Raw genomic sequence first — 22674 nt, 5'->3', positions numbered from 1 at the left:
CGCAAGGGGCCGCTCCTGAATATCAGGGGCGGCCCCTTTGTGCGTGGCGCGCAATCTAGGTAGAGCAGTTGAGGTATACGTCGCTCCGGTGTGTGGAACAGGTGGTGGGAGCGTCATGCGGATAGCATCGGAAGATGAGCGGTTACGAACCACCACTGCGCGTAACACCCGTCTGCGATGCACTGGTCGAACAGATCTGCACCCTTGTTGAAACGATGGAATACTCACACGCCGTGGGGAAAACTTGGCTGGATCACGTGGGTGAGCTCGGGCGGCGTAGGAATCGCATTCGTGCGATCCGTGCCACCCTTGCCATTGAGGGGAATTCTTTGCCATCAGAAGTAGTTCGAAGAATTCTTGATGGCGACTACACCTCGGATGTGACTGCCGAGGTTCTTGAGGTGCGCAACGCTGGCTGCGCATATGGCTTACTTCCTGAACTTGATCCGATGTCGGCCCGTGATGTGCTGCGTGCGCACGGAGCCATGATGAGAGGGCTGGTATCGGAGAGTGGGCGGTTCCGCTCTGGCGGTGTGGGTGTCTTTGCATGGAACGTGGTCGTGCACGCGGCCCCGCCAGCGGATTTGGTTCCGCAACATATCTCCCATTTGCTCGCGTGGTATCAGGAATCCGCTCTACATCCACTTATTAAAAGCGCAGTGTTCCATTATGAATTTGAATTCGTCCACCCTTTCGCAGACGGCAACGGTCGCGTGGGTCGATTGTGGCATTCCCTGCTCCTCGGGCGGTGGAAGGAACTATTCTTCTGGCTCCCTATTGAAGAACGTATCCAATCTCGGCAGCAAGATTATTACCGAGCTTTTGTGGAAGCAGGCAAAGATGGGGAAAGTTCGAGATTCGTTGAGCTTATGCTGGAGATAATCCGTGATTCTTTGACCGAGGCTGACATACTTGGTCGGTCGACCGACCAAGATACCGACCAAGATACCGACCAAGATTAGAATCCCGTAGCGGTTTCCTGCGGCGGTCTAGCGTTGGAGTTGAACCCCTTGCCAGCGCTCCAGGGTGTGGCTATCCTTATCACATAACACTGTTATGTGAGGTGGGTTGCGATGGTGGTACATGGAAATAGCTCAACGCGGGAACGGATCCTTACCGCGGCTTTGCGGAATTTTTCCGAGCATGGCTTTGAAGCGGCTAGCTTGCGCGTGATTGCCAAAGAAGCCAATGTCACCACCGGCGCGCTATATACCCACTTTGATAATAAACAAGCATTGTTTGCGGCCCTCGTGGAACCCTGTTGCCAGGAATTACGCCAACGGCACCGCGAAGGAATCATGAAAAGCCTCGCTCTCACGGAAAAGTCGCTTGCTGAAAAAGCGCCCGCGGAAGAATCGCAGCAGAGCACCAACGGCACCGGTAAGAACATCAGCGCCGGTGAGGATATCGGCACCAGCATCACGGAGTGGATGATCGATTATGTTTATGACAACCTCACCGTATTCCAGCTAGTTCTCTGGGGGTCTGCCGGAACTCCTTATCAGGGCTTCGTAACTGATCTTGCGGAATATGAAGCCCGCCTATATATCGAACTTGGCCCGGAAGATGCGGTGTGGCCGGCCTTCGCGCAGGTCATGTGCGAAACCGGATGGTACGGATTCTTCGGTGCCCTCCGGCAGGGTCTCAACCGTGACAACGCCAAAAAATACCTGGGCTTACTCCAGAGTTTCCGGGAAGCCGGCTGGCGGAAGCTCCTGGAAGATCGGGTACCGTCCGGAATGTATACGGCCAGGTAGAAAGAAGATCCCATGTCTCACCATGAAGGGAACACCACAGTCCGCACCTGCGAGCCGAGTACCTGGCAGTTGGTAGCTCCCGTGCGCACCTCAATGCTCATCTCCTTTATTATCGCGGGGATCGGTTCCGGTGCCTCGGTTATTCCTTATATCGCATTAGTTGGCATGGCTGATGACTGGCTCGGCGGTCACGGAGCAGCACGTATCTGGTGGTGGTTGGGGCTCACGCTGGTGAGCTTGCTGGTACATCACATCTGTTATAACTGGGCAGTTGGCATCACCCATATCAGCGAGGCGGGGCTGCGGCACCGTTTGCGCCGTCGTATCGTTGAGCATTTAGGGTCCCTGCCGTTAGGGCGGGTGCGGCGGCTGGGCCCCGGCGAAATCCGGAAAATCGTGGTTGATGATACCAGCGCTATCCATACCCTAGTCGCCCATGCCAGCGCCGAACTCGCCAGCGCGCTGGTGGCACCGGTGGTGGGCGGCATCTACCTGTGCGTCCTCGATTGGCGGCTGGCCCTCCTCCTGGGTGGAGTATTTATTGCCGTTGTTGGCCTGGCTATGGGGATTGCCTTCCGCGGCGGGGACCAAGCCGTTAAAGATTACGACGTCGCCCAACGAAAACTCGCGGAAGCGACCGTGGAGCTCGTCGATGGCATAAAGGAAATCAAAAATTATCAGCTCCCCGCTACTGGAGTCGGCGGGCGCTTTACCACGGCGCGGCAACAGAATTCCGATGCGTCCTTCCGGTGGTTGGCAGGAGCCGGTAAAGGAATCGCGGTGGTATCCGCATTGAGCCAGCCGGGCGTTATCCTCGCGTGGAGCGCCCCGCTTATCTGCTGGTTTGTGTGGAGTGGTTGGATCTCGCCCGCGAGCAGTCTGGCTTTCTTCACTATTTGGCTCGGGCTTCCGGCCGGCCTCGGGCAACTCATCACGCTCACGCAGAATCTGCAAGGCTCGCTGCGGGCCGGGGAAGATACCGCCGCCCTGCTGGCCGAAAAACCGCAGGAAGTAGGGAACTATCAGGCTCCGGTCACGGCTTCGGGTGCCACGGCAGCGGCCGCCCCGGAACTGCGTTTCGAAAATGTATCCTTCGGTTACGTGCCGGGCCGCCCGGTCCTGCACGATATTAGCTTCACCCTCCTACCCGGAACCCTAACCGCGGTGGTGGGGCCCTCAGGAGCGGGGAAAACTACCATCGGTGCGCTGGCGGCACGTTTTTGGGATCCGGAAAGCGGCTACATTACCCTCGGCGGGCGCGACCTGCGCGATTACAGTCGCGCGGGGCTTTACAGCCAGGTAGGGACGGTATTCCAAGATGTTTCCTTGGCTGCGGTGAGCGTGCGAGATAACCTCCTGCTCGGAAAGCGGGACGCTACCGATGCACAGATCCATGAGGCGGCGGCCCGCGCGCATATTGCCGAGCGCATCGAGGCGCTCCCGGCCGGATACGGCACTATTTTGGGTGAGAATGCGGTCCTCTCCGGCGGTGAGGCACAACGTCTGAGCATCGCCCGTACCTTGCTGGCTGATCCCCCGTTCCTTATTTTGGACGAAGCCAGCGCGCATCAAGATACTCATACCGCGCAGGCTCTTCGGCAGGTTATCGCGGCACGGCGCGGGCATAGCTCTACGTTGGTGATCGCTCACCGGCTGAGCGGACTCGCGCAGGCCGACCATATTCTGGTGATCGATAATGGGCGGATCGTGCAATCCGGCCGCCACGAAGAACTCGCGGACACTGCGGGCCTCTACCGCGAGATGCTGAAAGAGCAGGGAATCCCATGCTGAGAATGCTGAAAGCCATGCGCACCGTAGTGGATGTGCGCCACATAAAAATCCTGATCGGGGCCTACACCGCGGCTGCGGTGGCGCAAGGAATTACTTTAGCGATGCTCATCGGGTTTCTGCGGGCGTTGCTGGTGGAAGGCGGCACCGGAATTTACGGCGGCATTGGGGCCGGCGGTGGGGCTGGTATCGGAGCGGTCGGCGGTGCGCCGGCGGATGGGCAGCTGGCCTCCTGGCTCCTTGCGGTGTGCATCAGCGGCGCCATCACATTTTTCCTCTACGTGGTGACGATGAGCTGGTCCTACCGGGTGAGCGTATACGCGATCTGCGATGAGCTCATGAAGAAAATCGGCGCGGCCGTGGTGCGACTTCCGGTGGGGTGGTTCACCGCGTCCCGTCGCACCGCGGTCATTAATGCCACCTCAAAAGATGTCAATACTCTTTCCCACTTGGCTTCTCTGGTATTTCCCGCGGTAATTTCAGGGGTGGCGGTTCCCCTCGTTATGGCCGTGGCGGTCACAGCGGTGGAATGGCGCCTCGGGGTTGTCCTCGCGGCCACCAGTATTGGGTTGTGGTTCATCTGGGGCTGGATGCACCGGGCGGTCCGCGCGGCCCAAGCCAGCGAAGCCCGGCTTTCACGCCGGGTGGCCGGGCGAATTATCGAGTTCGCGAAACTCCAGCAAGTCCTGCGCGGCAGCGGGCAAACCCAGTGGCAGCCCCTGGATGAGGCACTCGCGGCCGAGTCCACCGGAATCCTGCGGACGCTGCGTAGCCAAAGTCGCCCAGCCTCCGCGTTCCTCCTGCTGGTCGAACTAGCTTTCGCCATATGCCTGGGCTGGGGCGGAGCGTTGGTGGTCGGTGGGAGCATGGATTTCCTGAGCTTCCTGGCCATCGCCGTCGTTCTGACACGTATCAATCTGCCGCTATCGCAATCAGTTTTATACTCCACGGCTCTAACCGACTCCATGCAGGCACTCGGACGAGTGCATGAAATTATCGCGGCTGCTGCGGAACAGCCCGATATTGCTGCTTCGCTGAATACCGATACGGGTGCGACCGCGAACGTGGACTCCGGTGCGCCCCCGAACGCAGCTTCGGGTGCGCTTACCGATAGCTCTATTGAATTCTCAGGCGTGACTTTCGGCTACGATCCGCGTTTCCCGGTACTCCGCGATATTAGTTTCCGAGCACCTGCAGGAAAGGTGACCGCTCTGGTTGGCCCATCCGGGGCGGGGAAAACTACCGCGCTGGCTCTAGTCGCTGGTTTCTGGCAGCAGCAAAGCGGGAGTATTACGCTCGGTGGGCGCGATATTCGCGAATGCCAGCCCATGCGCCACATAGCGATGGTGTTCCAGGATGTTTACCTCTTCAGCGGGTCCATTCGGGACAACCTGACGCTGGCCAAGCCGGATGCTACGAAGGAGGAAATTCTCACCGCGGTAAATCTAGCCGGGTTGGATCCGGTTATCGAGAGGCTACCCGCAGGGCTGGACACCCAGGTTGGGCCGGGCGGGAATGCGCTCTCCGGTGGGGAAAAACAGCGCGTCGCCATCGCCCGAGCCTTCTTGAAAGACAGCCCGATCCTCCTTCTTGACGAAATAACCTCCGCGCTGGACAGCATCACCGAGGCGGTTATTGGTGAAGCAATACGGCGCCTCGCCAAAGGCCGCACGGTGCTCATGGTTGCGCACCGTCCCTCCACAATTGCGTGGGCGGACCAGATGATTGATTTTTCGTATCTCGTGGCACGCTAAACTTGCGCGTGCCCGGTAAGGCGACGGCCCCGGTGAGGAGAGCCCCCGTCGGGATTTCCGGCAGGTTATTTCAGCCGCGAATTCTATCTGGGTACTGGTACGACGACGCTGCCACTCAGTAAACTGGCACCTGGAAAATCACCGTTCACCGAGATAATCACCGCCAGCGACGAAGCTGGACGATGGGAGGGGCCAATGACCTGGCAGGTCGCGGTAGTGGTAGTGGGTACTTTATGGGGCTCCGCAGCTCTCAGTGGCTGGCTTGCCTATGCCTCCCGCAAAAAGACCCTGAAGCTTAACGAACTCATCGGGTACCGTACCGAGATCATCATGACGAACCAGGAAACATGGCGGGAAGCGCATGCCGCAGCCTGGCCGTGGACGGCCGCCAGCACGGCGTGCCTTATTCTCAGCGGTTTCGCCGTATTTCTCCCGCTTTCCGACAAGGCACTTGCCGCAATCATCATCCTCGGCATGGTGGTGCTGCTGGCTTGTATATGTGCAGGTGCACACCGCGCCCAGAAAACTGCGAAACAGATTCTTTGCAAGCAAGAGCAATGAATGAGACGCGAATAAGCTTCTGTCACTTTCCCTAGGGTGAGAAATAGGTGATGGCTTCGCGTGCAGCACTAATTGTCTTGTACATCGGAAAGTTGGAATCCTGGCTGCTATGGAGCGAGGTGAAACCATACTCACGCTGGTAATAATTGGCGACGGATTTTAGCTGTGTGTGGAGGATAATATAACGCACTCCGATAGTCTCGCTTACCGTTGCAGCCTTGGAAAATACGTGTGCCATGAGCAAGGGGCCCAGCGAGCTTTTTCCTGCATAATCCGCATGGAGTGCGAATTTACCTAGCAGTAAAGCGGGGTGATGGTCGTAAGCCGCCAATAGGCTGCCATTCTCTGGGAAATGATATCGATCGCGCTTCAAGATGCTCCTAGTAGGGACGCAGGTGCTGGTAAGTGCGAAATATCCGAGTGGCTCGCTCGAATTCTCTTTGCAGAGTACCCATACCACGCAGGTATCCTCTTCCTGGAGTTTGCGGGCTTTGTTGCGAAGCCACTTTCCTAGCGAGTCGTTGTCTTTTCTGGTGATGAAAGAATCGAGGAAAATGTCATCGTTCAGGCGAGTCAGATTGAAAGACATCCCAAATCCCGAAGTTTCTCAAAAAACGAAGCCGGCGTTGGGGTTTCTTCGAAGGGGAAAGGAGCGTAGATGATCTTGCGATCCGGTAGTACAAAATCAGGGCTCTTTTTCGTGACGAAGTAGTCGAGGATCTCGAAGCTTGACATCTCTGCGCGCTTTGCCTCATCTGGGCGAGACTGCCATGCCTCAATCCACGGTTCCTCCTGCTGCGTAGCACGGGTCAGTTCCTGAATGGTCATTTCGCCATATCGATTCCAGACCGCCTCCAGAATATCGCTGGTGTAGGGACCGAACTCCTTGGTTTCCTCTTCCCAAACGGCATGGACTTCTTCGAGAAGCTTTTGATCCACAGTTGCGCTGCAGGCAGAAGTCGTAAGGAGATCGCCCACGGCGGGACCGCTCTCCATTGCATAGAAGGCATTATCGAAGAGGGCTTCGCCTGTTTGGTAGCCATACCAGCCAAAAGCATAGAAACACAGCTTTTGCAGTTTAGGTGCGGATACGCTGCCGGATGCTGACCGGGAAACGAAAAAATGAGCTACGTCAAAAACGCTCATAGCGGAACCTCCTGTCCTATCATTCTGGCATAAGGAAGGTGGCTTGTATGCGGTATGGAGCATTGAAATTATCCTTTCGTTAGTTGACCTGCACGCTGGTACGAGACTCCGAGTATGGCGCCAATATCACGTAGGGTTAGTCCGTTTTCTTTAAGGTCAAGTGCGATGCTGCGGGTTTGCGCAGCAGCCTGCCGGGTGAGTTCTTCTGCCTCGTGGCGGAGACGGTATGTTTCTGCAATTCGGATATCGAAATTCTCGGGGAGGATGATGTCAATAGAAGTATCGAAACTATCGTCCGCCAGCCCAGTTTGAGATGCGATAGCGCGGCGAATTACTTCTTCAGCCTCATCAAGCTTTGGACACTCTGAAACATGATCAACCGCGGCACATTCCAAGTGCCACTGTTTACCGGCACGTTCGGCACTGGCTTTGAATACGGGTCTATTCATGTTTTCTTCTTTCTTGTAGGTGGCTAAAGAAATTCTAGCCGGGCTTGAAATTCATGTCAAGCCCGGCTAGAAAAATTCTGCGTTTTAGGAGTTGACTTTAAAAAGGATGGCAGTCATTGTTCCATTGGAGGCTTTTCGTTGTGGCATCATATTGCAACCAGCCAATGTCGAAGGCGCGGTGGTGGTTCCTGCACAGCAGTAATCCGTTGCTGCTGGAGTCAGGTGAATCGAGGTGCTTGGGAACAATATGAGCGGCTTCGAGGATTTCCGGCCGGTCCATTCCGCACACTTCGCAGGTCTTTCTCGTTTCCAGCAGCTTTTTCCGGAATTGTTGCTGGGTGGGACGTTCACGCACCCAGCGTAGAATCTTTTCGCTGATCTCAGTAACGTCGAACTCTGATTCAACAATGTCGTCACCATGCTCGTTGAGCCATTCGTCTACAGGATCGCTGACTAAAGATTGGAGGTGGTCGCGTCCCGGTCGTTCTGTAGACGGGATCGCTGCTGGGGTATCGTTGAGCCACTTTCCGAGGTATTCCCACAGATACGGGTTATGCCATTGCATGCGCCGCTTGCGGTACCCGATCACGGAGTGCATGTAATCGAATTGTTCGACGACGCCAGTACTTAGTAGCGGTGAATGGAGTAGAAAATCAAAGCTTTCGAAGTCTTCGCTATATAAGAAAAGCGCTTCGGACTTATAAGGAACTTCGCCGTATTCAAGTTCGAAATATTCTTCGTTTTGGAGCTCTTCTAGCTCTTTGGCAAGTTCAATTTCAATGTCTCCATCAATGCGAAGGGACACTTTCCAACTCTGGAGCTGCCCCTCGGAATTGAATACTGTGAGTAATTGTTCCTCCAGTCCTGCGGATGCCACGAAGCCCATGTATGCGCCACCACGTTCCGGAAGAGCGCTTATCGCAAGATTCTGAATAGGACCGTTATAGCCACCTGTTAGTTCCAGATATGCACAGAGAATCCCCATTGATTTCGGGAAATCTGGGTACGTCATAAACGTTTCAAAAGCATGTTGTGAGGTGGCACCGCCGTTACCGCGAGGCTTCGCACCGTTAAACCGTTCGCGGCGAGTTCCTGTATCTTGGGCGATGAGGGCAGCATATTCGGAAGCCAACATGGGATCCTCCTCGATCTAGTGGATTGGCGAGTTATTCCCTTTGGGTATGTCAATATTAGCGGGTTACCGTGTGCGAGGAGCGGGCCTTTTCGGGTATGAAAAAGGTGGGCACGCGAAATTTCGCGCGCCCACCCACCGCGTTCGGCTCAGCGCCGCGCACCGGCGGCACCGCCGCAGCACACCCGCGCTAATCCCCGAGCCACTCCAGCATGCGGTAGAGCAACTGGGTGGCGCCAGGCATGAAACCGGCCCCGTGGTGATAGGTGGCATCCATCGTGGATACCACCAGCTCGGCCGCGAACGTCACATTATCGTGGTAGAGCAGCATATTCGGGTGATCCGGAAGCGCCAGATAATACCCGCCCCAGGGATCAACACCCGGCCCGGTTTGCTCCACCTGCGTGAGCACCACCAACGGCGTCGCCCCCGCCGGAGGCGCGAGCACCCCGTGATAATGCCAGTGGACGGCCTCATCGGAAAGATACTCCCAGAGCGGATGATCAGTGTTCACCGAACGCCGCCCCAGATCCTCACCCGTGCGCCAGGACCAGAAATTCGTGCCGCGCGGAGTCTCGGATGTCCCCGGCAGCCAGCTATCTACCTGGTTAATTCCGTCGATAAATACTTTTTTACCGGGCTGCCGCAGGAAGTCCAGCACCTGGCCGTGCTTCGCGGCCACCACACCCGGGTGATTGCGCGCGGCTAAGTAGACGGCGTCGAACTCCGAAAAATCTCCCGAATAGTCCGGCCAGTACACGGGGGTGACCGGGCGTGCCCGCACCGCGGGATCCTTCACGGTCGCGAGATGGAAAAACGAACCGGTGTGCACAAATGCTATTTTCTTCATCGTTACTTCTCCAGGTACTCGGTGATGGCGCGGCGCAGCCCGGCGGCGGACGTCCCCGGGAACGCGAAACCGCTGAGATCGTTACCGTTGTGGACAATCACTTCGCCTTCGCCCAGCCGGTAGCTCACGTCCACCGGCAGCTTGCCGGGCCCGATTCCGGTGATCACCCGCGCGCCTGCGGGCAGATCCGATAGGAAGGAACGCGCGTAAAAACCGGCCACCCCGATCTCGCGTAATTCCTCAAAAGAATGCTCGCCGGGCACGCCGGTGCGCAGCAGCATATCGCGGCGCTCAACACCCTCCCAGATCGGATGCGGTTCCACAGCGCTTAGCCACACATCATCCAAGCCGTGAAATTCCATTTTCCGGTGGGTGGGTAGCCCGTCCACCCAGCGCCGCATCGGCAGGCCGTTGGCGAGCAGTTTCCCGCCCGCGCGCACCCAGGCGCTCAGGCGCTCGCGCTGCCGCTCTAAAAATACCTGGTCGGCGCCCATGGACACCACGATTCCGCGGTAATTACCCAGGTCAGTGCTGGGTAGCTCGTAGGTGTCAATAAGGTCAGGTGGCGTGCTCGCGTCGCGCACCATATTCATAATTGTGAGGATATTACCCATCGTGGTCCTTTCTTTGCGAGGGTGGTGTGGAAGCGGAAGGGGAGGCGTCGTCGTTCGCACTAAAATCCGGAACGACGACGCACTGTGAGCCACGGTCAACCGGAACATCACGAACCCGAATCGGCGTGCGGTAAAGCGAGCTCAGCCGCGCTTCGGTGAGTTGGCGTTCGGTGGCGCCAATGGAGAGGTCGTCAGCGTCCATGACGAGGGTGGTACGCGAGGTCAGGAAGGCGTGCGCCGGATCGTGCGTGGTCATAATAATGGCCAGGCCCTCGGCCGCGAGCGTGCGGATAATCGTGAGGACACGGCGTTGATTGCGCAGGTCCAGCGCGGATGTCGGCTCGTCCAAAATGAGAGTGCTCGGGGTGGCGACCAGCGCGCGGGCAATGAGCGTGAGCTGGCGTTGCCCGCCGGAAAGCTCGGCATACGTAGCCCCGCCCAGGTGCGCGATCCCCACCCGTTCGAGGGCATCCCAGGCGGCCTCGCTATCGGCCGCCGAGGGGCTGGCGAAAACTCGCATGGTGCGGGCCCGACCCATGAGGACCATGTCATGCACGGTGAACTGGTGGTTTGCCGCGTGGGATTGCGGCACGTAGCCGATGGGCCCGTCCGAATGCACGGTGCCTTCCACCGGGGTGCGCACCCCCGCCAAACAGGTCAGCAGGGTGGTTTTCCCGCGCGCATTCGGCCCGAGCACCGTGAGTACTTCGCCGGGGCGGGCCTCCAGCTCCACCCCGCGGAACAGCCATGGCCCGCCGCGATAGTGGTGCCCAAGATTTTCTGCCTTAAGCAAGAGCCCGCCCCTTTCGCGCGCGCCGAATGAGCAACCCGATAAATACCGGGGCGCCGATCGTAGCAGTCAAAATTCCCACCGGTATTTCCACCGAGGTCGCATTGCGCGCAATTGTGTCAATAATGAGGAGATACATCCCGCCCATGAGGAAAGATTCCGGGATAACCACGCGATTATCGTGCCCGACCAGCAGGCGCACCAGATGCGGGATCACCAGGCCCACCCAGCCAATAATGCCGGCGGCGGCCACCGAAGCCGCGGTAAGAAGGGCGACGGCGAAAATACACACCCAGCGCATCGCACTCGGATTAATACCGAGAGCTCGGGCATCCTCATCGCCCAGCGAGAGCACATTAATACGCCAGCGCAGCGCCACCACCACGATAAGCCCAATAATGACGGGAATAATAATGGTGGTGACTTTTGCCCACGACGCCGCAGCTAGTGAGCCCATGAGCCAGAAGGTAATCGAGGGGAGTTTACTGTACGGGTCGGCCACGTAGGTCATGAGGGAAACCATGGCGTTGAAGAACGCGGAAACCACCACGCCGGCCAGCACGATGGTGAGCGTGGCCGAATGAGAACGGATCCGCCCGATGAGCATCACGCAGACCACCGCGGAAAGCCCGAAAATGAAGGTGGATCCCATGAGGATGAAACTCGAGGTGCCCACCAGAATCGCCAGCACCCCGCCGAACGCAGCCGCGGAGGAAACCCCCACGATATCGGGTGAGACCAGCGGGTTGCGGAACAGGGACTGGAGCACCGCGCCGGAAACAGCCAGGCAACCGCCGAGCACGACGGCAAGAATGACTCGCGGGGCTCGAATTTGGTTAATAGCCACGAGGGCCGAGCGATCCACATCATCCGGACTCGAGAAGAGAATACGCACCACGTCCGGAGCGCTAATGGAGAGCTGGCCCATGCCCATCGCCACCACCATCGCGCCGAGCAGCGCGATGGTGGTGATGACGAGCACCGCGAAGGCCGCGGTGCGGCGCCGGGCGATGGTGCTGACGGCCTTGGTAGGCGTGCTGACCTCTCCCGGCGCCGCGCTGGCGCGGGTAGCTTGCGCTGGAGTTGCGGGCTTGGCGGGCTTGGCGGGCCTTGCCGCTTTAGCGGGCTTAGCGAACAACGTCATAATTGGCGCTGCCGTTATTAATATCGGTGCGCAGAACCAGATCGATATCTTCGTCGGTGAGATCGTAGTTGTAGATCCACTTCGTCTTTTCGCGCATGAGCGCGGGCATATCGACCTTAAACTCACCCGGGTAGGCGAGGGCTGCTACGTAATTCCAGTACAGCGGGGATTCGGCGCAGGGCACCTGCCAGCGGTACACCCCCAGCGGGGCGCGGTAGACACGCTTATTCTTAATCGCACTTACTTCGGATAGGCGCGGATCGTTGTACAGATCATCAGGCACGGCTTTATCAAAAGCGGAGAGGAAAATAATTTCCGGGTCCCAGGCGAGGATCTGCTCCGGGGAGACAATCCCATCCTGGACCACGTCGGAGGTGGCCATATTTTGAATACCGGCCACGTCAAAAACGTGCTGCCCGTAGCTCTTCTCTGTATTTGCGGACATTTTTTCGGCCGAGTAGCTCAGCTGCAAACCGCGCGGCTTGGGCTTGCCCAAAGCTGCGACCTGCTTGGAGATGGAATCCTGCTCGCTGTGCATATAGTCAATAAGCTGCGCGGCGCGATCTTCCTTGCCGAGGATTTCACCGAAAAGCTTGATCCAGGTTTCTAGGTTTTCCTGGGTGCCGTACTTGAGCCCGAGCACCGGAATGCCGGCCGACTCGATAGGCGTAATAAGATCCTCGCTGCGGTCACCCCACTGAATAAATACGTCGGGGTCCTGCGCCAGGATAGTTTCCATATTCGGGGTGAACTGGCGATCCGCAATCACCGGGGTGGTCACCGAGGCCGGGAAAATCTTTGAAATAATGCCCTGCTTATTGGCGACCAGTAGCGATTCATTAATGCCAACAATGCGATCCCAGGACCCGTCCACCGCAGCAATAATGGTGGGCGCGGGGATCACCGCGGAAGCGATCTTTTGCACGGGGCGGTTGACTTCCACCTGGTGGCCGCGCTGATCGGTTACGGTGAGTGGCCCGCTTGCGGCATCGTTCGCGGCAGGTGAGGCCGACGACGCAGCTGCGCTGGCACCGCTCGAACTGGTAGGTGATTCAGTAGAGGTGGATGATGCGGAACAGCTCGCCAGCAACCCGGCGCACAGCGCGCTCAGGGCAACGGTCATGACACGGCGTTTCACCAATGCTCCTTTGTTAGCGGCCGGGGCGTGAAACCGGCTCCCGACCTAGTGGTTAGGTGGCCCTAACTTTATGAAGTGGAGCGCGGGGTGTCAACAGTTATGTGGCGTGAAAATCCTTGTCAATGCTTGAAAATCCGGGGGTTGGTATGAGTATGCGTGGGGGCGGTGCTGCGGCGGAGCGGGGTGGGAGCTACTGGCCCAGCGCGCTGAGCGGGAAAGTGATGACACCTTCGCCAGCTGGCCCGGTTATTCCCGTGCCGGTGATAACAGCGAGGAAAGCGGGTTCGCCGCGTTCCGGTGCGATCTGCTCCACCGCTTTTTTGAGACTGTGGGCGCCCTGGGCGATTTGTCCACCTCCGAGTTTCACTTCGATGGCAGCCCATATACCGCCGGGGAATTCCAGGACGGCGTCGATCTCATGGCCGTAAGAATCGCGGTAATGGCGTACGTGACCGCCCAGTGTTTCAGCGAAAACGCTGAGGTCGTGCACAACTGCTGATTTGAAAATGAAACCTAGCGTTTCTACATCATGGCGTAGTGCGAAGCTATCCGCGCTGAGTGCCGCACACGCGAGTGCTGGATCGGCTAGATGGTACTTGGGTGATAGTCGTAGTTGAGCTTTGGAACGAAGTCGGACTGACCAAGCGGGAACCGCGTCTACCACGAATAATCGCTGTAGTGCATCAAGTAGGGTGGCGACTGTTTGGCGGCTTGACGAGGGGAAAATGGCGTCGAGGTCTTTTTTGAGAGTACTAATGGAAACCTCGGTTGCTACCGACCGGGCCAAAGATGTGAGGAGACGCAAAATGAGCTGCGGGTCTTGGCGCAGGGTGATAATCCGGGGAATGTCGGCATGTGCGATTTCCTGTAGGTAGCTGGTGAGCGCGAACGCGGCAGGTTCGGGTGCCAATTCCCGCATCCCGGGAAAGCCGGGACGCAGCACAGAAGCGATAACCGAATCGAGAGAAGAGGTGCTCACATCGGTAGTGATGCCTTCCCCCGCGAGGAGCTTTTCGAGGGAGACTGCACCTGAGCTGCATCCCTTTTCTTGCCAGGTCATTGTGCGTTGGCGAACGCGGGTGAAGCGCCCGGCACCGGTGTGGCGGGTAATATCATCTGCCGGAACGGAAGAGCCGGTGAGAATGAAATGTCCAAAGCCTGGGGAAAAATCCACCGCCCGGCGCACCATATTCCACAGGTTCGGATTGACCTGCCATTCATCAAGCAAGCGGGGGCGTTCGCCTTCTAAAAGTGCTTCCGGGGCTATTTGTGCGAGCTGCTGTGCCTGAGGAGTGTCAAGAAAAATAGAGGATGCACAGTGTCGCAAAGCCGTCATCGTCTTTCCGCAGCCGCGCGGACCCTCAATAACAAGTGCTCGTGAGGAAGCAAGGGCTCGCACGACCAGGCGATCTAAGGTGCGGGGAAGATAGGGAATTCCCGCGACGATTTCAGTGTCCATATCCTCAGTTTAGAGGTTGTGTTACAAAATGTAGAGTGTTTATGTTGCAAAATGTAGGGCGGTTACGTTGCAATTTGTAGGTGCTCTACGTTGCAAAATGTAGGATTCAGGTCCGCGGGCCCGCAGCCAGGCGGCGCAGAACCTTGCCGCCTGGCTGCGAGCTTTACGCCCGGGCTAGTCAGCGTTACTCCGCAGGGGCGCCCAGCTGCCAGCCGGCCGCGCGCCGTCGATCCTCCCAGAATTTCCGGTAGAGCCCGCCGCTTTCCAGCAATTGTGCGTGGGTGCCCACTTCGCGCACGGTACCGCCCGCGTCGAGCACCACGATCTGGTCCGCACCCTGCACCGTTTCCAGCTTATGGGCAATTACCAGCACCGTTGCCTCCTGGCGCAGCTGCTGAATACAGGCCCGGATAGCGGCGGTATTTTCCGGATCGAGGGCCGAGGTGGCCTCATCGAAAAGCACGATGGGAGCGTGCTTGAGGAGCGCCCGCGCGATGGAGACTCGTTGGCGTTCCCCGCCGGAAAGCATTCCGCCGCGCTCACCCACCGGGCTCTCCCAGCCGCCGGGGAGCCGCGCGGCAATATCGCTCACGCCGGCCATATCCGCCGCCGCTCGCACTTCGGCATCCGTGGCGTTTTCGCGGCCCACCCGGATATTCGCTTCGAGGGTGTCATCGTAGAGGTACACGTCCTGGAACACCATGGACAGCTGCGCCATGAGCTGCGCCGTCGTTTGATCGCGCACATCCACGCCGCCGATTTTTACGCTGCCGCCGTCCACGTCCCAGAAGCGGCACATGAGGCGGAAGAGGGTGGATTTGCCCGCCCCGGACGGCCCCACGATCGCGGTGAGGGTGCCCGGCTGGGCCGTGAAACTCACGCCGTTCAGCACCGGGGTATCCGCGCGGTACCCGAAACGAACGTCCGTGAGGGCAACTTCGCCGGGCGTGGGAAGGGCGACGTCGCTGGCCGGCTCGCTGGGCACAGGTGCATCAAGCACCTCGTGCATGGATTCGAGCGGAGTGCGGGCCACCTCCGTTGCCATAACGAAAGAGGTGAAATCCTCCAGATTCCGCATGAAGCGCAGCGCTACCCCGAGGAAGGCGAGGGTGGCCGCCGGATTAAGAAGCCCGCCCGTGCACAGATGCACCGCGAGCGCGATGAGGCTAACCACCAGTAGCTGCGCGCCCACCCCGGAAAGGAGGTTAGCGGCGATGCCCAGCCACAGCGAACGGCGCTGGGCGGCGAGATTCGCCTTGACGGCGGTATGGAGCGGCGCGAACGTGGCGGCCTGGCCGGTGGCCCGCAGGATGGGCTGGCACCGGGCGTATTCCACGATCCGGTCCGCCAGGTCGCTTTCGGTGGTGCTGGTGGCCAGCTCGGAGCGGCGTCGTAATACCCGTGCCGCGGCGGCCAGCGCGCACAGCAGTGGGAAAGCAACCGTGAGGGCGAGTCCCAGCTGCCACTGCCAGATCCACATGCCCACCAGCAGCACCAGCGCGGCGGTGGCATTGCGAATAATCGGGGTGGTGAAATGGGCGATGCCCTGGCCGATAGCCATAAGTCCGTCCGTGACGAGGCGGGAGAGCGTGCCGGCCCAGCCGGAGCGGAACCATCCCAGCGGTAGGCGGGAGAGCTGGTCGCCTAGCAGGCTCAGGCTGTGCCGGATCACGTCCATCGCGGCGGTGTAGGCCATCACCGCTTGGACGTAAGCGGTGAGTAGCCCGGTGACCGCGAGCGCGGCGAGTACGCTGATCCAGCCGCCCACGCCGAGGCCGAGGGTGGGGGTGCCGGTAGACCAGGTCAGCGCCAGGGGCACCACGGTGAGCAGCGCGAGTCCTTCGATCATTCCGGACAGAATGACCAGGGCAATGGAGCGGCGGTAGTAGCCGTGGCCTTCCTCGGTGAGGACCGAGCCGTAGGCGTGCACGAGGAGCGGATCGGAGAAACGCCCGGTGTGCGTGTGCCCGGTATGCGTGTGTCCGGTATGCCCGGTGCGCGTGTGCCCGCCGTACGTATTCGTAGCGGGGGAGTTGTGAGGATTCTTCGCGTTAGGCATCTTCGCGTCCTTCCATGAGCCGCACCCAGAAGGGATGCGTGGCTACGTCCTCCGGGGTACCCAGGGCGGATATCCGCCCCTGTTCCAAAATGCACACCTGATCCACCCCGAGCACCGATTCGGCGTGGTGGGCGATGACGAGCACGGTGCGCCCGGCCACCAGACGATTGAGGGCGCTTTGGATTTCCGCTTCGCACTGCGGATCGGTGGCTACGGTCGCTTCATCCAAAATAAGCAGATCGGCGTCGGCCAGCAGCGCCCGCGCGATAGCCAGGCGCTGATATTGACCTCCGGACATCGCGGTATCTTCCCCGAGCACGGTGTCCAGCCCCGCGGGAAGGGCGCAGATATCCTCCCAAATATTGGCGGCGCGGGCCGCGTGCTCGATGGCGGCGTCGTCGGCATCGGGACGCGCGAGGCGAATGTTATCGCGCACGGACATGCGCAGCATTTGCGCGTCTTGCAGCACGAAAGCCACCCGCGCGTACAGGTCTTTTTCGGAGAGTGTGCGCAGGTCACGCCCGTCGAGGAGCACCCGCCCGCTATCCGGGTCGCGGAAACGCGCGAGCATGGTCGCCAGGGTGGATTTGCCCGAACCGGACGGGCCGAGCAGGGCAGTCACGGTGCCGCGGCGCAGCGTGAGGGAGACGCCGTCGAGGGCCTGGATGGTGCGCCCGGCGCGCGGATAGGAATAGCTAACGTTGTCGAACACCACGTGCGCGGGGGCGACGCCGCCCGCGGCCTCCCGGGTGGGTGCGGCCGCTGGGGCTTCGGATTCTTCGGTAGGGGCCTCTAGCCGGGGCAGTTGCTCCACGCTCGTCACCTCGATAATGCGCAGCGCGGAATTACCGGCCAGCTGGTAGGACCACATGCTGGTGGAGAGGGTGTCGAAGGTGAGCGGGACGATGAGGCCGATGAGGGAGCAGGCGATGACCTCGGGGAGGGTGGCGGCGCCGGCGGCCAGAATCAGCGAGCCGAGCCCCATATTGACAAGCAGCACCACCGGCGCGGAAATGAAGGACATCGCCAGCGCGGAGCCTTTCAGCATCGGGCCGCACCAGTCCCAGTAGAAATTCCCGAAATCATCGGCGGCGCGGGCGAAAGCGCGGTGTGCGTGGCCGACTTTGCCGAAGCTCTTGACCACCTGGATGCCTTCCACGAATTCCACCCCGCGCGCGGCGAGGTAGCCGAGCCGGTCATCCATCTCCGCGGTCTTTTCGCCCATATCCCGCATCATGAAAATCTGCGCCGCGAAATAGAAAGGCAGCGGGATGAGGGTGAGGAGCCCCAGCCGCCAATTCACGGTAAAGGCAAAAATGGCGAGGGCCAGCGGGGTGGCCACCGCGGCCGTGGTTTCCACCGGGGCGTGCGCCACCAGGGTGTGTAGCGTGGTGGTGTCGGCCTGAATCGCCTTGCGGATCTGCCCCGAACGCGCCCGGGAGAACCACGAGAGCGGCGCGCGCGAAATCTGCGCGATAATGCGCTCTTGGAGCAGGCCGCGGAGTTTGAGATCCGCGAAATGCGTGATGCTCAGCGCCAGGAAATAGAGGAAAAGCTGGGTGCAAAAAGCCCCGGCAAGAAGTTTGACATTCCAGCTGAGCGCCGCGTTATCTATCGGGGTTCCCGCGCGCCAGGCCGGCAGCAGAATGTCACCGATGCGCACCAGCGCAATAAAAGGCGCCACGGCCACGAGTGAGGAGCACACCGCTACGAAGCGGCCGAGCGCCAGGCGCGGGGCAATCGGTGCCATGAGTTCTTTGAGGGCGCGCTGTCCTTGCGCGCGTTTTTCTTTATACGTATCGACACGCGTGGCGGCGCCGCCGTTCGGGGCGGTGCCGGCATCTGCGTGGGTGAGTTGAGCCGTCATCCCATTCCTCCGCGAACAGTAGGAGAGGTGCCCCGCGGGCGATCCGCGGAGCACCTCCATATTAGGCTCCCCTTACCTAGCGGTAAATAGGACTCAGAAATTACTGGGCAGTAGCGAGGGCCTCCTCATTTTTTGGTACGACGACGCCGCTACCGACTTTCGCCTCGCGGGGCCGGGACGTGTCGGGGTGGCCGGTGCGCCGTCTTGTGATGATGGCGGCGAGGACGGTGGCCAACACCGAGGCGGCGAACCACAACCCGAGCACACCCGCATAGGTACCGGTATCAATCGGGCCACCCGCAATCGCGGCCCGCAGCGCGTTAACAGTGTGAGTGACGGGCAGCAGCGGGTGGACGGCCCGGAAGAAGCCCGGGGCGGTTTCCACCGGGTAGATGCCGCCAGCCGCTCCCAACTGGATCACGATCATGAGAAGCGCAATGAACCGCCCCGGGGCTCCGAAGAGCGCAATGAGGGCCTGGTTAATCGCGATATACACCAGTGAAGAGGTGATGCAGATAGCGAAGGTGGCGCCGGGGTTGATGAGGTCCACATTCCCGAAGAAGTGCAGTATCCCAACCAGCAGGCCCGCCTGCACGATTCCCATAAGTGCCCCGATAGCAACCGAACCAAGTCCGAGCGTCAGCCCTGATACTCGCGCCGCCGCGAGGCGGCGCGAGAGAGGGGGCCTCATGAGGTAGAGGCCGATAGCGCCAACCCACATCGCCAGCGCGATGAAGTAGCAGGCGACTGCCGCACCGAAATCGCTGACGGGATGAGCGCGGGTGGTACTCAACTCCACCGGGGTGGCGCCCACCCGCTGCATCGTTTCCGATTCGCCCGGGGTGTAGACCGGGATTTTTTCCGCGCCTTCAGAGAGTTTCACTTCTAGAGTGGCGGCACCCTCGCGCAGGGTATGCAGGCCATCGCGCAGAGTTCCCTGGTTATTCGCAAGCGCGGTGGCGCCGCTGCTCACCTGGGCGGCCCCGCTGTGGGCGGCCCGCGCCCCGGCGGCTAGTTCGGGGGCGCGGTTGGCCAGTTCGCTACTTCCGGTGGCGAGAAGCGCGGTCCCGTCCGCGAGGCGGGTGGCTCCGGTGGCCGCCCGGGTACTTCCTGTGGCGAGAGTATCAAGCTGCTGGGCAAATTCCGTGGTGGCAGCAAGAGCTTGCTGGGCTCCCGCGGCGGCGCGCTCCGTGCCCGCGGCCAGCTGGGCGGCGCCGTCTTTGAGCTGTGCCGCTCCGGCGCTCGCGGCCTGCGCCCCGCTGGCAAGCGCGGTCAATCCGCCACTCTCGCCGCCCGCGTCAGGCCCAAGGCCCGCGTCAGACCCGCCGCCGACGAGGGTGGCGATTCCTCCCTGGAGCTGGGTGGATCCCTCAAGAAGGCGCGCGGTGCCGGCCTGCGCTTCGGAGAGTTTGGCTTTCACCACTTCCGGGGGCAGTACATCGAACATAGCGATAAGGGTGCTCAGGCCGTCATTGAGGGTGCTCAGGCCGCCGGTAAGTTTCTCCGATCCGGCACTCAGCTGCTGCGCTCCGGCTAGGGCCTGGCTAGTGCCCTCCGCCAGCGCGGCGTTCCCTTCCGCAACTTTCTGGCTGCCCGCGGCCAGATCGCGGCTACCGGCCGCCAGGGTATCGAGGCCCGCGGCGCTGCGCGTAGCTCCGTCCCGGAGCTGGCCGGCCGCAAGGCTTGCAGTACTGGCCCCCTCGGCTACCCGGGATACTCCCTCGCTGAGGGCGCCCGCCCCGCCGGCGGCATCGCCCGCTCCGGCGGCGAGCTGAGCTGCGCCGTCGTTCAAACGCCCCACGCCGGCAGCCACGGTTTCCGTTCCGGTGGCGAGGCGCCCGGCACCCTCGGCCAGTTCGTCGGCCCCAGCTGTGAGTCGGGTTGCGCCGCGGCTAGCATCGTGCAGCCCGGCACCCAGCTCTCCGGCCCCGCCTGCCGCGGCGCGGAGCTGCTCGCTCAGCGTCCCGAAGGAGAGATAGATGCCGTCAAGGTATTCGGCTGACACTTCCTCCGAAACCGCCGCCGTGGCGGTGGAGGCGATGACGCGTCCTACATTGCCGACAATATAGTTAAGGGCATCGTCGGTGACGAAGGAAAGCCGGGCACGGGTGGCAGCGCCGGGGCCGCGCGCCACCGAGGTAGCATCGTTGGAAAACGACGCCGGAATGCTGAGCACCGCGTAGACCTCGCCATTTGCAAGTTTCTGGGTGGCTTCCGCGGCCGAGTATTCCCGCCACTGGAAGTTCTGGCGTTCCTCGGTTTCCAGGAGCTTGGTGGTGATCGTTGCGCCTAGATTCACCTCGGATCCATCCAGTTGTGTGCCGCGGTCTTCGTTCACAATCGCGGCCGGGATCTCACTGAGGTTGCCGAGGGGGTCATCGTAGGCGCCGGTGAGAATCAGCGCGTAGATCATGGGAATAATGGCGAGCCCGAACATGATAATCGCCGGGCGGATGCGCTCCCGCCAGCTACGGGAAGGGGCAGGCTGCGCGAGCGGCTGCGGAGTTGGTGCTGTTTCGGTTGCTGCGCGCGGCGTGCCGGGCTGCGCGGTGGTGCTTCGTGATTTGCTCATGAGTGTTCTCCATAGGCGGCGCGGGTAAAACTGCCCACTTCGGTGGCGAGGCGGGGAAGATCCCGGGGATCTGCGGGTTCTTCGGTCATCCAGTGGAGCACGCGCCAGAGCAGGCCGGCGGCCACCATAGAAGCAAAGTCCATCTCCGCTTTCGAGGGCGGAGGATAGGAGCCGGGCTGGGCAGCCGGCGCGGGCGGCGCGGGCAGTGCGGGCGGGACCGTTGGTGCGCTTGTTCGCGCTGGCGTGCTTATGTGCGCTGGCGCGTTGCCGTTCGGACGCGGCGCCTCCGGTGCAGACGCGCCGAACATGACGCGGCCGCGGGCGCGAATGGCCGGGGCGCTGAGCAGGCGATCACGAATGGCCGCGATAATCGGAGCTGCGCTACCGAGAGCTGCGGAGCTGGTGAGGGTTGCGACAATGAGGTTGCGGTGCTCAAGCAGTGTGGTGAGCATGGGGAGGAGTACCTGCCGCTGCACGTCAAGCGAAGGTTCTTCTGAGGTGGGAACCGGGGTAGCGTCAAAAATCGCGTGGAGACGCGTGAGGACGACGGCGCGCACCAGCTGGCTGATCCCGGAAAAATGCTGGTAGAAGGTGGGGCGGGTGACCCCGGCTTCCCGCGTAATCCAGGAGACGGTGAGGTCGTCAATAGCGGCGCCGCTATCAATGAGGGAGGCGGCGGCGTGCACCAGGGCCTCGTAGGAGCGCCGGGCGCGCGGGTCGTCCCCGGCGGGGCCGAGGGTATCGTGTTGGTTTGCGTTCGGCGTTCCGCTCGTGCCGCCACGTGGAATGTCTGCGTGTACCTTTGTCATGTTATCTAATTTACACATGTAAAATAGGCGGCGCAAGGGGGTGGTATGTGTTGTCTGGGGTGTAGTGCGGATGTCGTACATGCGAAGTACACCCTGGAAAAAGACTCTGCTTCGCTGGTGTGGTGGGTTGGTGGGTCGAGTTGCGTGTCGAGTTGGTGTGTCGAGTTGGTGTGGAGGGCTGGTTGTGCGGGGTGCTGGGGGTGGCTGGACTTCTGGTCCGTGAGGTGAGGGCACAGTGGTCCTGTACGACATCGGCTTTTATGAAGTGGTACTAGCTGACAGGGAATCGGGTGTTGGTTGTAGCTCCAGTACCACTTTGTGAGTTGGGGTGATGGTGCGTGGTTAGTGTCGCCGTCGGTTTCACAAAAAGCAACGCACTGTGGCGATAGTGAATAGAAAGCAACGTCCCGGCATGGGGCCACGTAAAAAGTAACGTCTCGACAGTTTGGCTCGCAAGATGCAACCTCTTGGTACGAGGTCTCCTGAAAAGCAACGTCTTATCACGGGGTCTTTTCGGAATGCGACGCCTCGGCGCGGGGCTTTACAGAATGTAACGCCTCAGCGTGGGGGCTCACAGAAAGCAACACCTCAAGGCAGGGGCTCACAGAAAGCAACACCAGCGCATGATTTAGAAAAGTTAATGTAGTTGCCGTTGCATTTTGTGATCTGGAGGTCGGCGGTTGCCACTTGCTGACTGCCATGCTCGCAGAAAATCGCAGCGGGCAGCCCGCAGGCTGTCCGAGAGTGGCTCAGCACCCGCCGGCCGTCGGCCACCGGCCACCGGC

The 22674-nt window shown here is 60.5% G+C and carries 19 protein-coding genes; 5 read left to right on the top strand and 14 right to left on the bottom strand.

Annotated elements, in window-relative coordinates; all coding sequences use genetic code 11:
- Positions 1-134 precede the first annotated feature (134 nt).
- The 5 genes from DDD64_RS04665 to DDD64_RS04645 all read left to right on the top strand — a co-directional run bounded on the left by DDD64_RS04665 (position 135) and on the right by DDD64_RS04645 (position 5860).
- Positions 135-962, top strand: coding sequence for a Fic family protein (locus DDD64_RS04665; protein WP_126135252.1), 828 nt, complete (start codon positions 135-137; stop codon positions 960-962).
- A gap of 111 nt (positions 963-1073) precedes the next feature.
- Entirely contained in the window at positions 1074-1757 is a 684-nt protein-coding gene (locus DDD64_RS04660) for a TetR/AcrR family transcriptional regulator (protein WP_126135251.1), read from the top strand.
- 12 nt (positions 1758-1769) lie between these two features.
- Positions 1770-3548 carry an ABC transporter ATP-binding protein gene (locus DDD64_RS04655; RefSeq protein ID WP_126135250.1) on the top strand — a complete coding sequence of 593 codons (1779 nt, stop codon included), beginning with the start codon at positions 1770-1772 and terminating at the stop codon, positions 3546-3548.
- Complete coding sequence (locus DDD64_RS04650; protein ID WP_126135249.1) at positions 3542-5299, top strand: ABC transporter ATP-binding protein; 1758 nt, start codon at positions 3542-3544, stop codon at positions 5297-5299. Before DDD64_RS04655 ends, DDD64_RS04650 begins: the two co-directional genes overlap by 7 nt.
- A 195-nt stretch (positions 5300-5494) precedes the next feature.
- On the top strand, positions 5495-5860 hold the full coding sequence (locus DDD64_RS04645; RefSeq protein ID WP_126135248.1) for an SdpI family protein: 366 nt from the start codon (positions 5495-5497) through the stop codon (positions 5858-5860).
- 31 nt (positions 5861-5891) lie between these two features.
- Here DDD64_RS04645 and DDD64_RS04640 read toward each other — a convergent pair whose 3' ends face one another.
- The 14 genes from DDD64_RS04640 to DDD64_RS04575 all read right to left on the bottom strand — a co-directional run bounded on the left by DDD64_RS04640 (position 5892) and on the right by DDD64_RS04575 (position 21889).
- Positions 5892-6449 (bottom strand): hypothetical protein, encoded by a 558-nt coding sequence (locus DDD64_RS04640; protein WP_126135247.1) that lies wholly within the window; start codon positions 6447-6449, stop codon positions 5892-5894.
- The gene (locus DDD64_RS04635; RefSeq protein WP_164545915.1) at positions 6434-7006 is read right to left on the bottom strand and encodes a Panacea domain-containing protein; all 573 of its coding nucleotides are present in this window, start codon (positions 7004-7006) and stop codon (positions 6434-6436) included. Before DDD64_RS04635 ends, DDD64_RS04640 begins: the two co-directional genes overlap by 16 nt.
- Before the next feature lie 68 nt (positions 7007-7074).
- Positions 7075-7455 (bottom strand): hypothetical protein, encoded by a 381-nt coding sequence (locus DDD64_RS04630; RefSeq protein WP_126135245.1) that lies wholly within the window; start codon positions 7453-7455, stop codon positions 7075-7077.
- A gap of 97 nt (positions 7456-7552) precedes the next feature.
- On the bottom strand, positions 7553-8590 hold the full coding sequence (locus DDD64_RS04625; protein ID WP_126135244.1) for an HNH endonuclease: 1038 nt from the start codon (positions 8588-8590) through the stop codon (positions 7553-7555).
- 187 nt (positions 8591-8777) lie between these two features.
- The gene (locus tag DDD64_RS04620) at positions 8778-9437 is read right to left on the bottom strand and encodes a hypothetical protein (protein ID WP_126135243.1); all 660 of its coding nucleotides are present in this window, start codon (positions 9435-9437) and stop codon (positions 8778-8780) included.
- A 2-nt stretch (positions 9438-9439) separates the two neighbouring features.
- The gene (locus DDD64_RS04615) at positions 9440-10051 is read right to left on the bottom strand and encodes a hypothetical protein (RefSeq protein WP_126135242.1); all 612 of its coding nucleotides are present in this window, start codon (positions 10049-10051) and stop codon (positions 9440-9442) included.
- Positions 10044-10844 carry an ABC transporter ATP-binding protein gene (locus DDD64_RS04610; RefSeq protein ID WP_126135241.1) on the bottom strand — a complete coding sequence of 267 codons (801 nt, stop codon included), beginning with the start codon at positions 10842-10844 and terminating at the stop codon, positions 10044-10046. Before DDD64_RS04610 ends, DDD64_RS04615 begins: the two co-directional genes overlap by 8 nt.
- Positions 10837-11985 carry a FecCD family ABC transporter permease gene (locus DDD64_RS04605; protein WP_126135240.1) on the bottom strand — a complete coding sequence of 383 codons (1149 nt, stop codon included), beginning with the start codon at positions 11983-11985 and terminating at the stop codon, positions 10837-10839. The genes DDD64_RS04610 and DDD64_RS04605 overlap by 8 nt, the downstream gene beginning before the upstream one ends.
- Positions 11969-13123 (bottom strand): ABC transporter substrate-binding protein, encoded by a 1155-nt coding sequence (locus DDD64_RS04600; protein WP_126135239.1) that lies wholly within the window; start codon positions 13121-13123, stop codon positions 11969-11971. Before DDD64_RS04600 ends, DDD64_RS04605 begins: the two co-directional genes overlap by 17 nt.
- 190 nt (positions 13124-13313) lie before the next feature.
- Positions 13314-14582, bottom strand: coding sequence for an ATP-binding protein (locus tag DDD64_RS04595; RefSeq protein WP_126135238.1), 1269 nt, complete (start codon positions 14580-14582; stop codon positions 13314-13316).
- 184 nt (positions 14583-14766) lie between these two features.
- On the bottom strand, positions 14767-16641 hold the full coding sequence (locus DDD64_RS04590) for an ABC transporter ATP-binding protein (RefSeq protein ID WP_241227375.1): 1875 nt from the start codon (positions 16639-16641) through the stop codon (positions 14767-14769).
- Positions 16634-18508, bottom strand: coding sequence for an ABC transporter ATP-binding protein (locus DDD64_RS04585; protein WP_126135237.1), 1875 nt, complete (start codon positions 18506-18508; stop codon positions 16634-16636). Before DDD64_RS04585 ends, DDD64_RS04590 begins: the two co-directional genes overlap by 8 nt.
- 100 nt (positions 18509-18608) lie before the next feature.
- Complete coding sequence (locus DDD64_RS04580; protein WP_126135236.1) at positions 18609-21080, bottom strand: YhgE/Pip domain-containing protein; 2472 nt, start codon at positions 21078-21080, stop codon at positions 18609-18611.
- The gene (locus DDD64_RS04575) at positions 21077-21889 is read right to left on the bottom strand and encodes a TetR/AcrR family transcriptional regulator (protein ID WP_164545914.1); all 813 of its coding nucleotides are present in this window, start codon (positions 21887-21889) and stop codon (positions 21077-21079) included. The genes DDD64_RS04580 and DDD64_RS04575 overlap by 4 nt, the downstream gene beginning before the upstream one ends.
- Between the last annotated feature and the right edge of the window lie 785 nt (positions 21890-22674).

The organism is Actinotignum sanguinis (genome assembly GCF_003957255.1).
GTDB classification, from domain to species: Bacteria; Actinomycetota; Actinomycetes; order Actinomycetales; family Actinomycetaceae; genus Actinotignum; species Actinotignum sanguinis.
Note: the sequence above shows the minus strand (reverse complement) of the source record. Positions and strands in the feature narration are given on the sequence as shown.

Coding starts and splice junctions, on each gene's coding strand:
- DDD64_RS04665 (WP_126135252.1), top strand. CDS start 135: ATGAGCGGTTACGAACCACCACTGCGCGTAACACCCGTCTGCGATGCA.
- DDD64_RS04660 (WP_126135251.1), top strand. CDS start 1,074: ATGGTGGTACATGGAAATAGCTCAACGCGGGAACGGATCCTTACCGCG.
- DDD64_RS04655 (WP_126135250.1), top strand. CDS start 1,770: ATGTCTCACCATGAAGGGAACACCACAGTCCGCACCTGCGAGCCGAGT.
- DDD64_RS04650 (WP_126135249.1), top strand. CDS start 3,542: ATGCTGAGAATGCTGAAAGCCATGCGCACCGTAGTGGATGTGCGCCAC.
- DDD64_RS04645 (WP_126135248.1), top strand. CDS start 5,495: ATGACCTGGCAGGTCGCGGTAGTGGTAGTGGGTACTTTATGGGGCTCC.
- DDD64_RS04640 (WP_126135247.1), bottom strand. CDS start 6,449: ATGTCTTTCAATCTGACTCGCCTGAACGATGACATTTTCCTCGATTCT.
- DDD64_RS04635 (WP_164545915.1), bottom strand. CDS start 7,006: ATGAGCGTTTTTGACGTAGCTCATTTTTTCGTTTCCCGGTCAGCATCC.
- DDD64_RS04630 (WP_126135245.1), bottom strand. CDS start 7,455: ATGAATAGACCCGTATTCAAAGCCAGTGCCGAACGTGCCGGTAAACAG.
- DDD64_RS04625 (WP_126135244.1), bottom strand. CDS start 8,590: ATGTTGGCTTCCGAATATGCTGCCCTCATCGCCCAAGATACAGGAACT.
- DDD64_RS04620 (WP_126135243.1), bottom strand. CDS start 9,437: ATGAAGAAAATAGCATTTGTGCACACCGGTTCGTTTTTCCATCTCGCG.
- DDD64_RS04615 (WP_126135242.1), bottom strand. CDS start 10,051: ATGGGTAATATCCTCACAATTATGAATATGGTGCGCGACGCGAGCACG.
- DDD64_RS04605 (WP_126135240.1), bottom strand. CDS start 11,985: ATGACGTTGTTCGCTAAGCCCGCTAAAGCGGCAAGGCCCGCCAAGCCC.
- DDD64_RS04595 (WP_126135238.1), bottom strand. CDS start 14,582: ATGGACACTGAAATCGTCGCGGGAATTCCCTATCTTCCCCGCACCTTA.
- DDD64_RS04590 (WP_241227375.1), bottom strand. CDS start 16,641: ATGCCTAACGCGAAGAATCCTCACAACTCCCCCGCTACGAATACGTAC.
- DDD64_RS04585 (WP_126135237.1), bottom strand. CDS start 18,508: ATGACGGCTCAACTCACCCACGCAGATGCCGGCACCGCCCCGAACGGC.
- DDD64_RS04580 (WP_126135236.1), bottom strand. CDS start 21,080: ATGAGCAAATCACGAAGCACCACCGCGCAGCCCGGCACGCCGCGCGCA.
- DDD64_RS04575 (WP_164545914.1), bottom strand. CDS start 21,889: ATGACAAAGGTACACGCAGACATTCCACGTGGCGGCACGAGCGGAACG.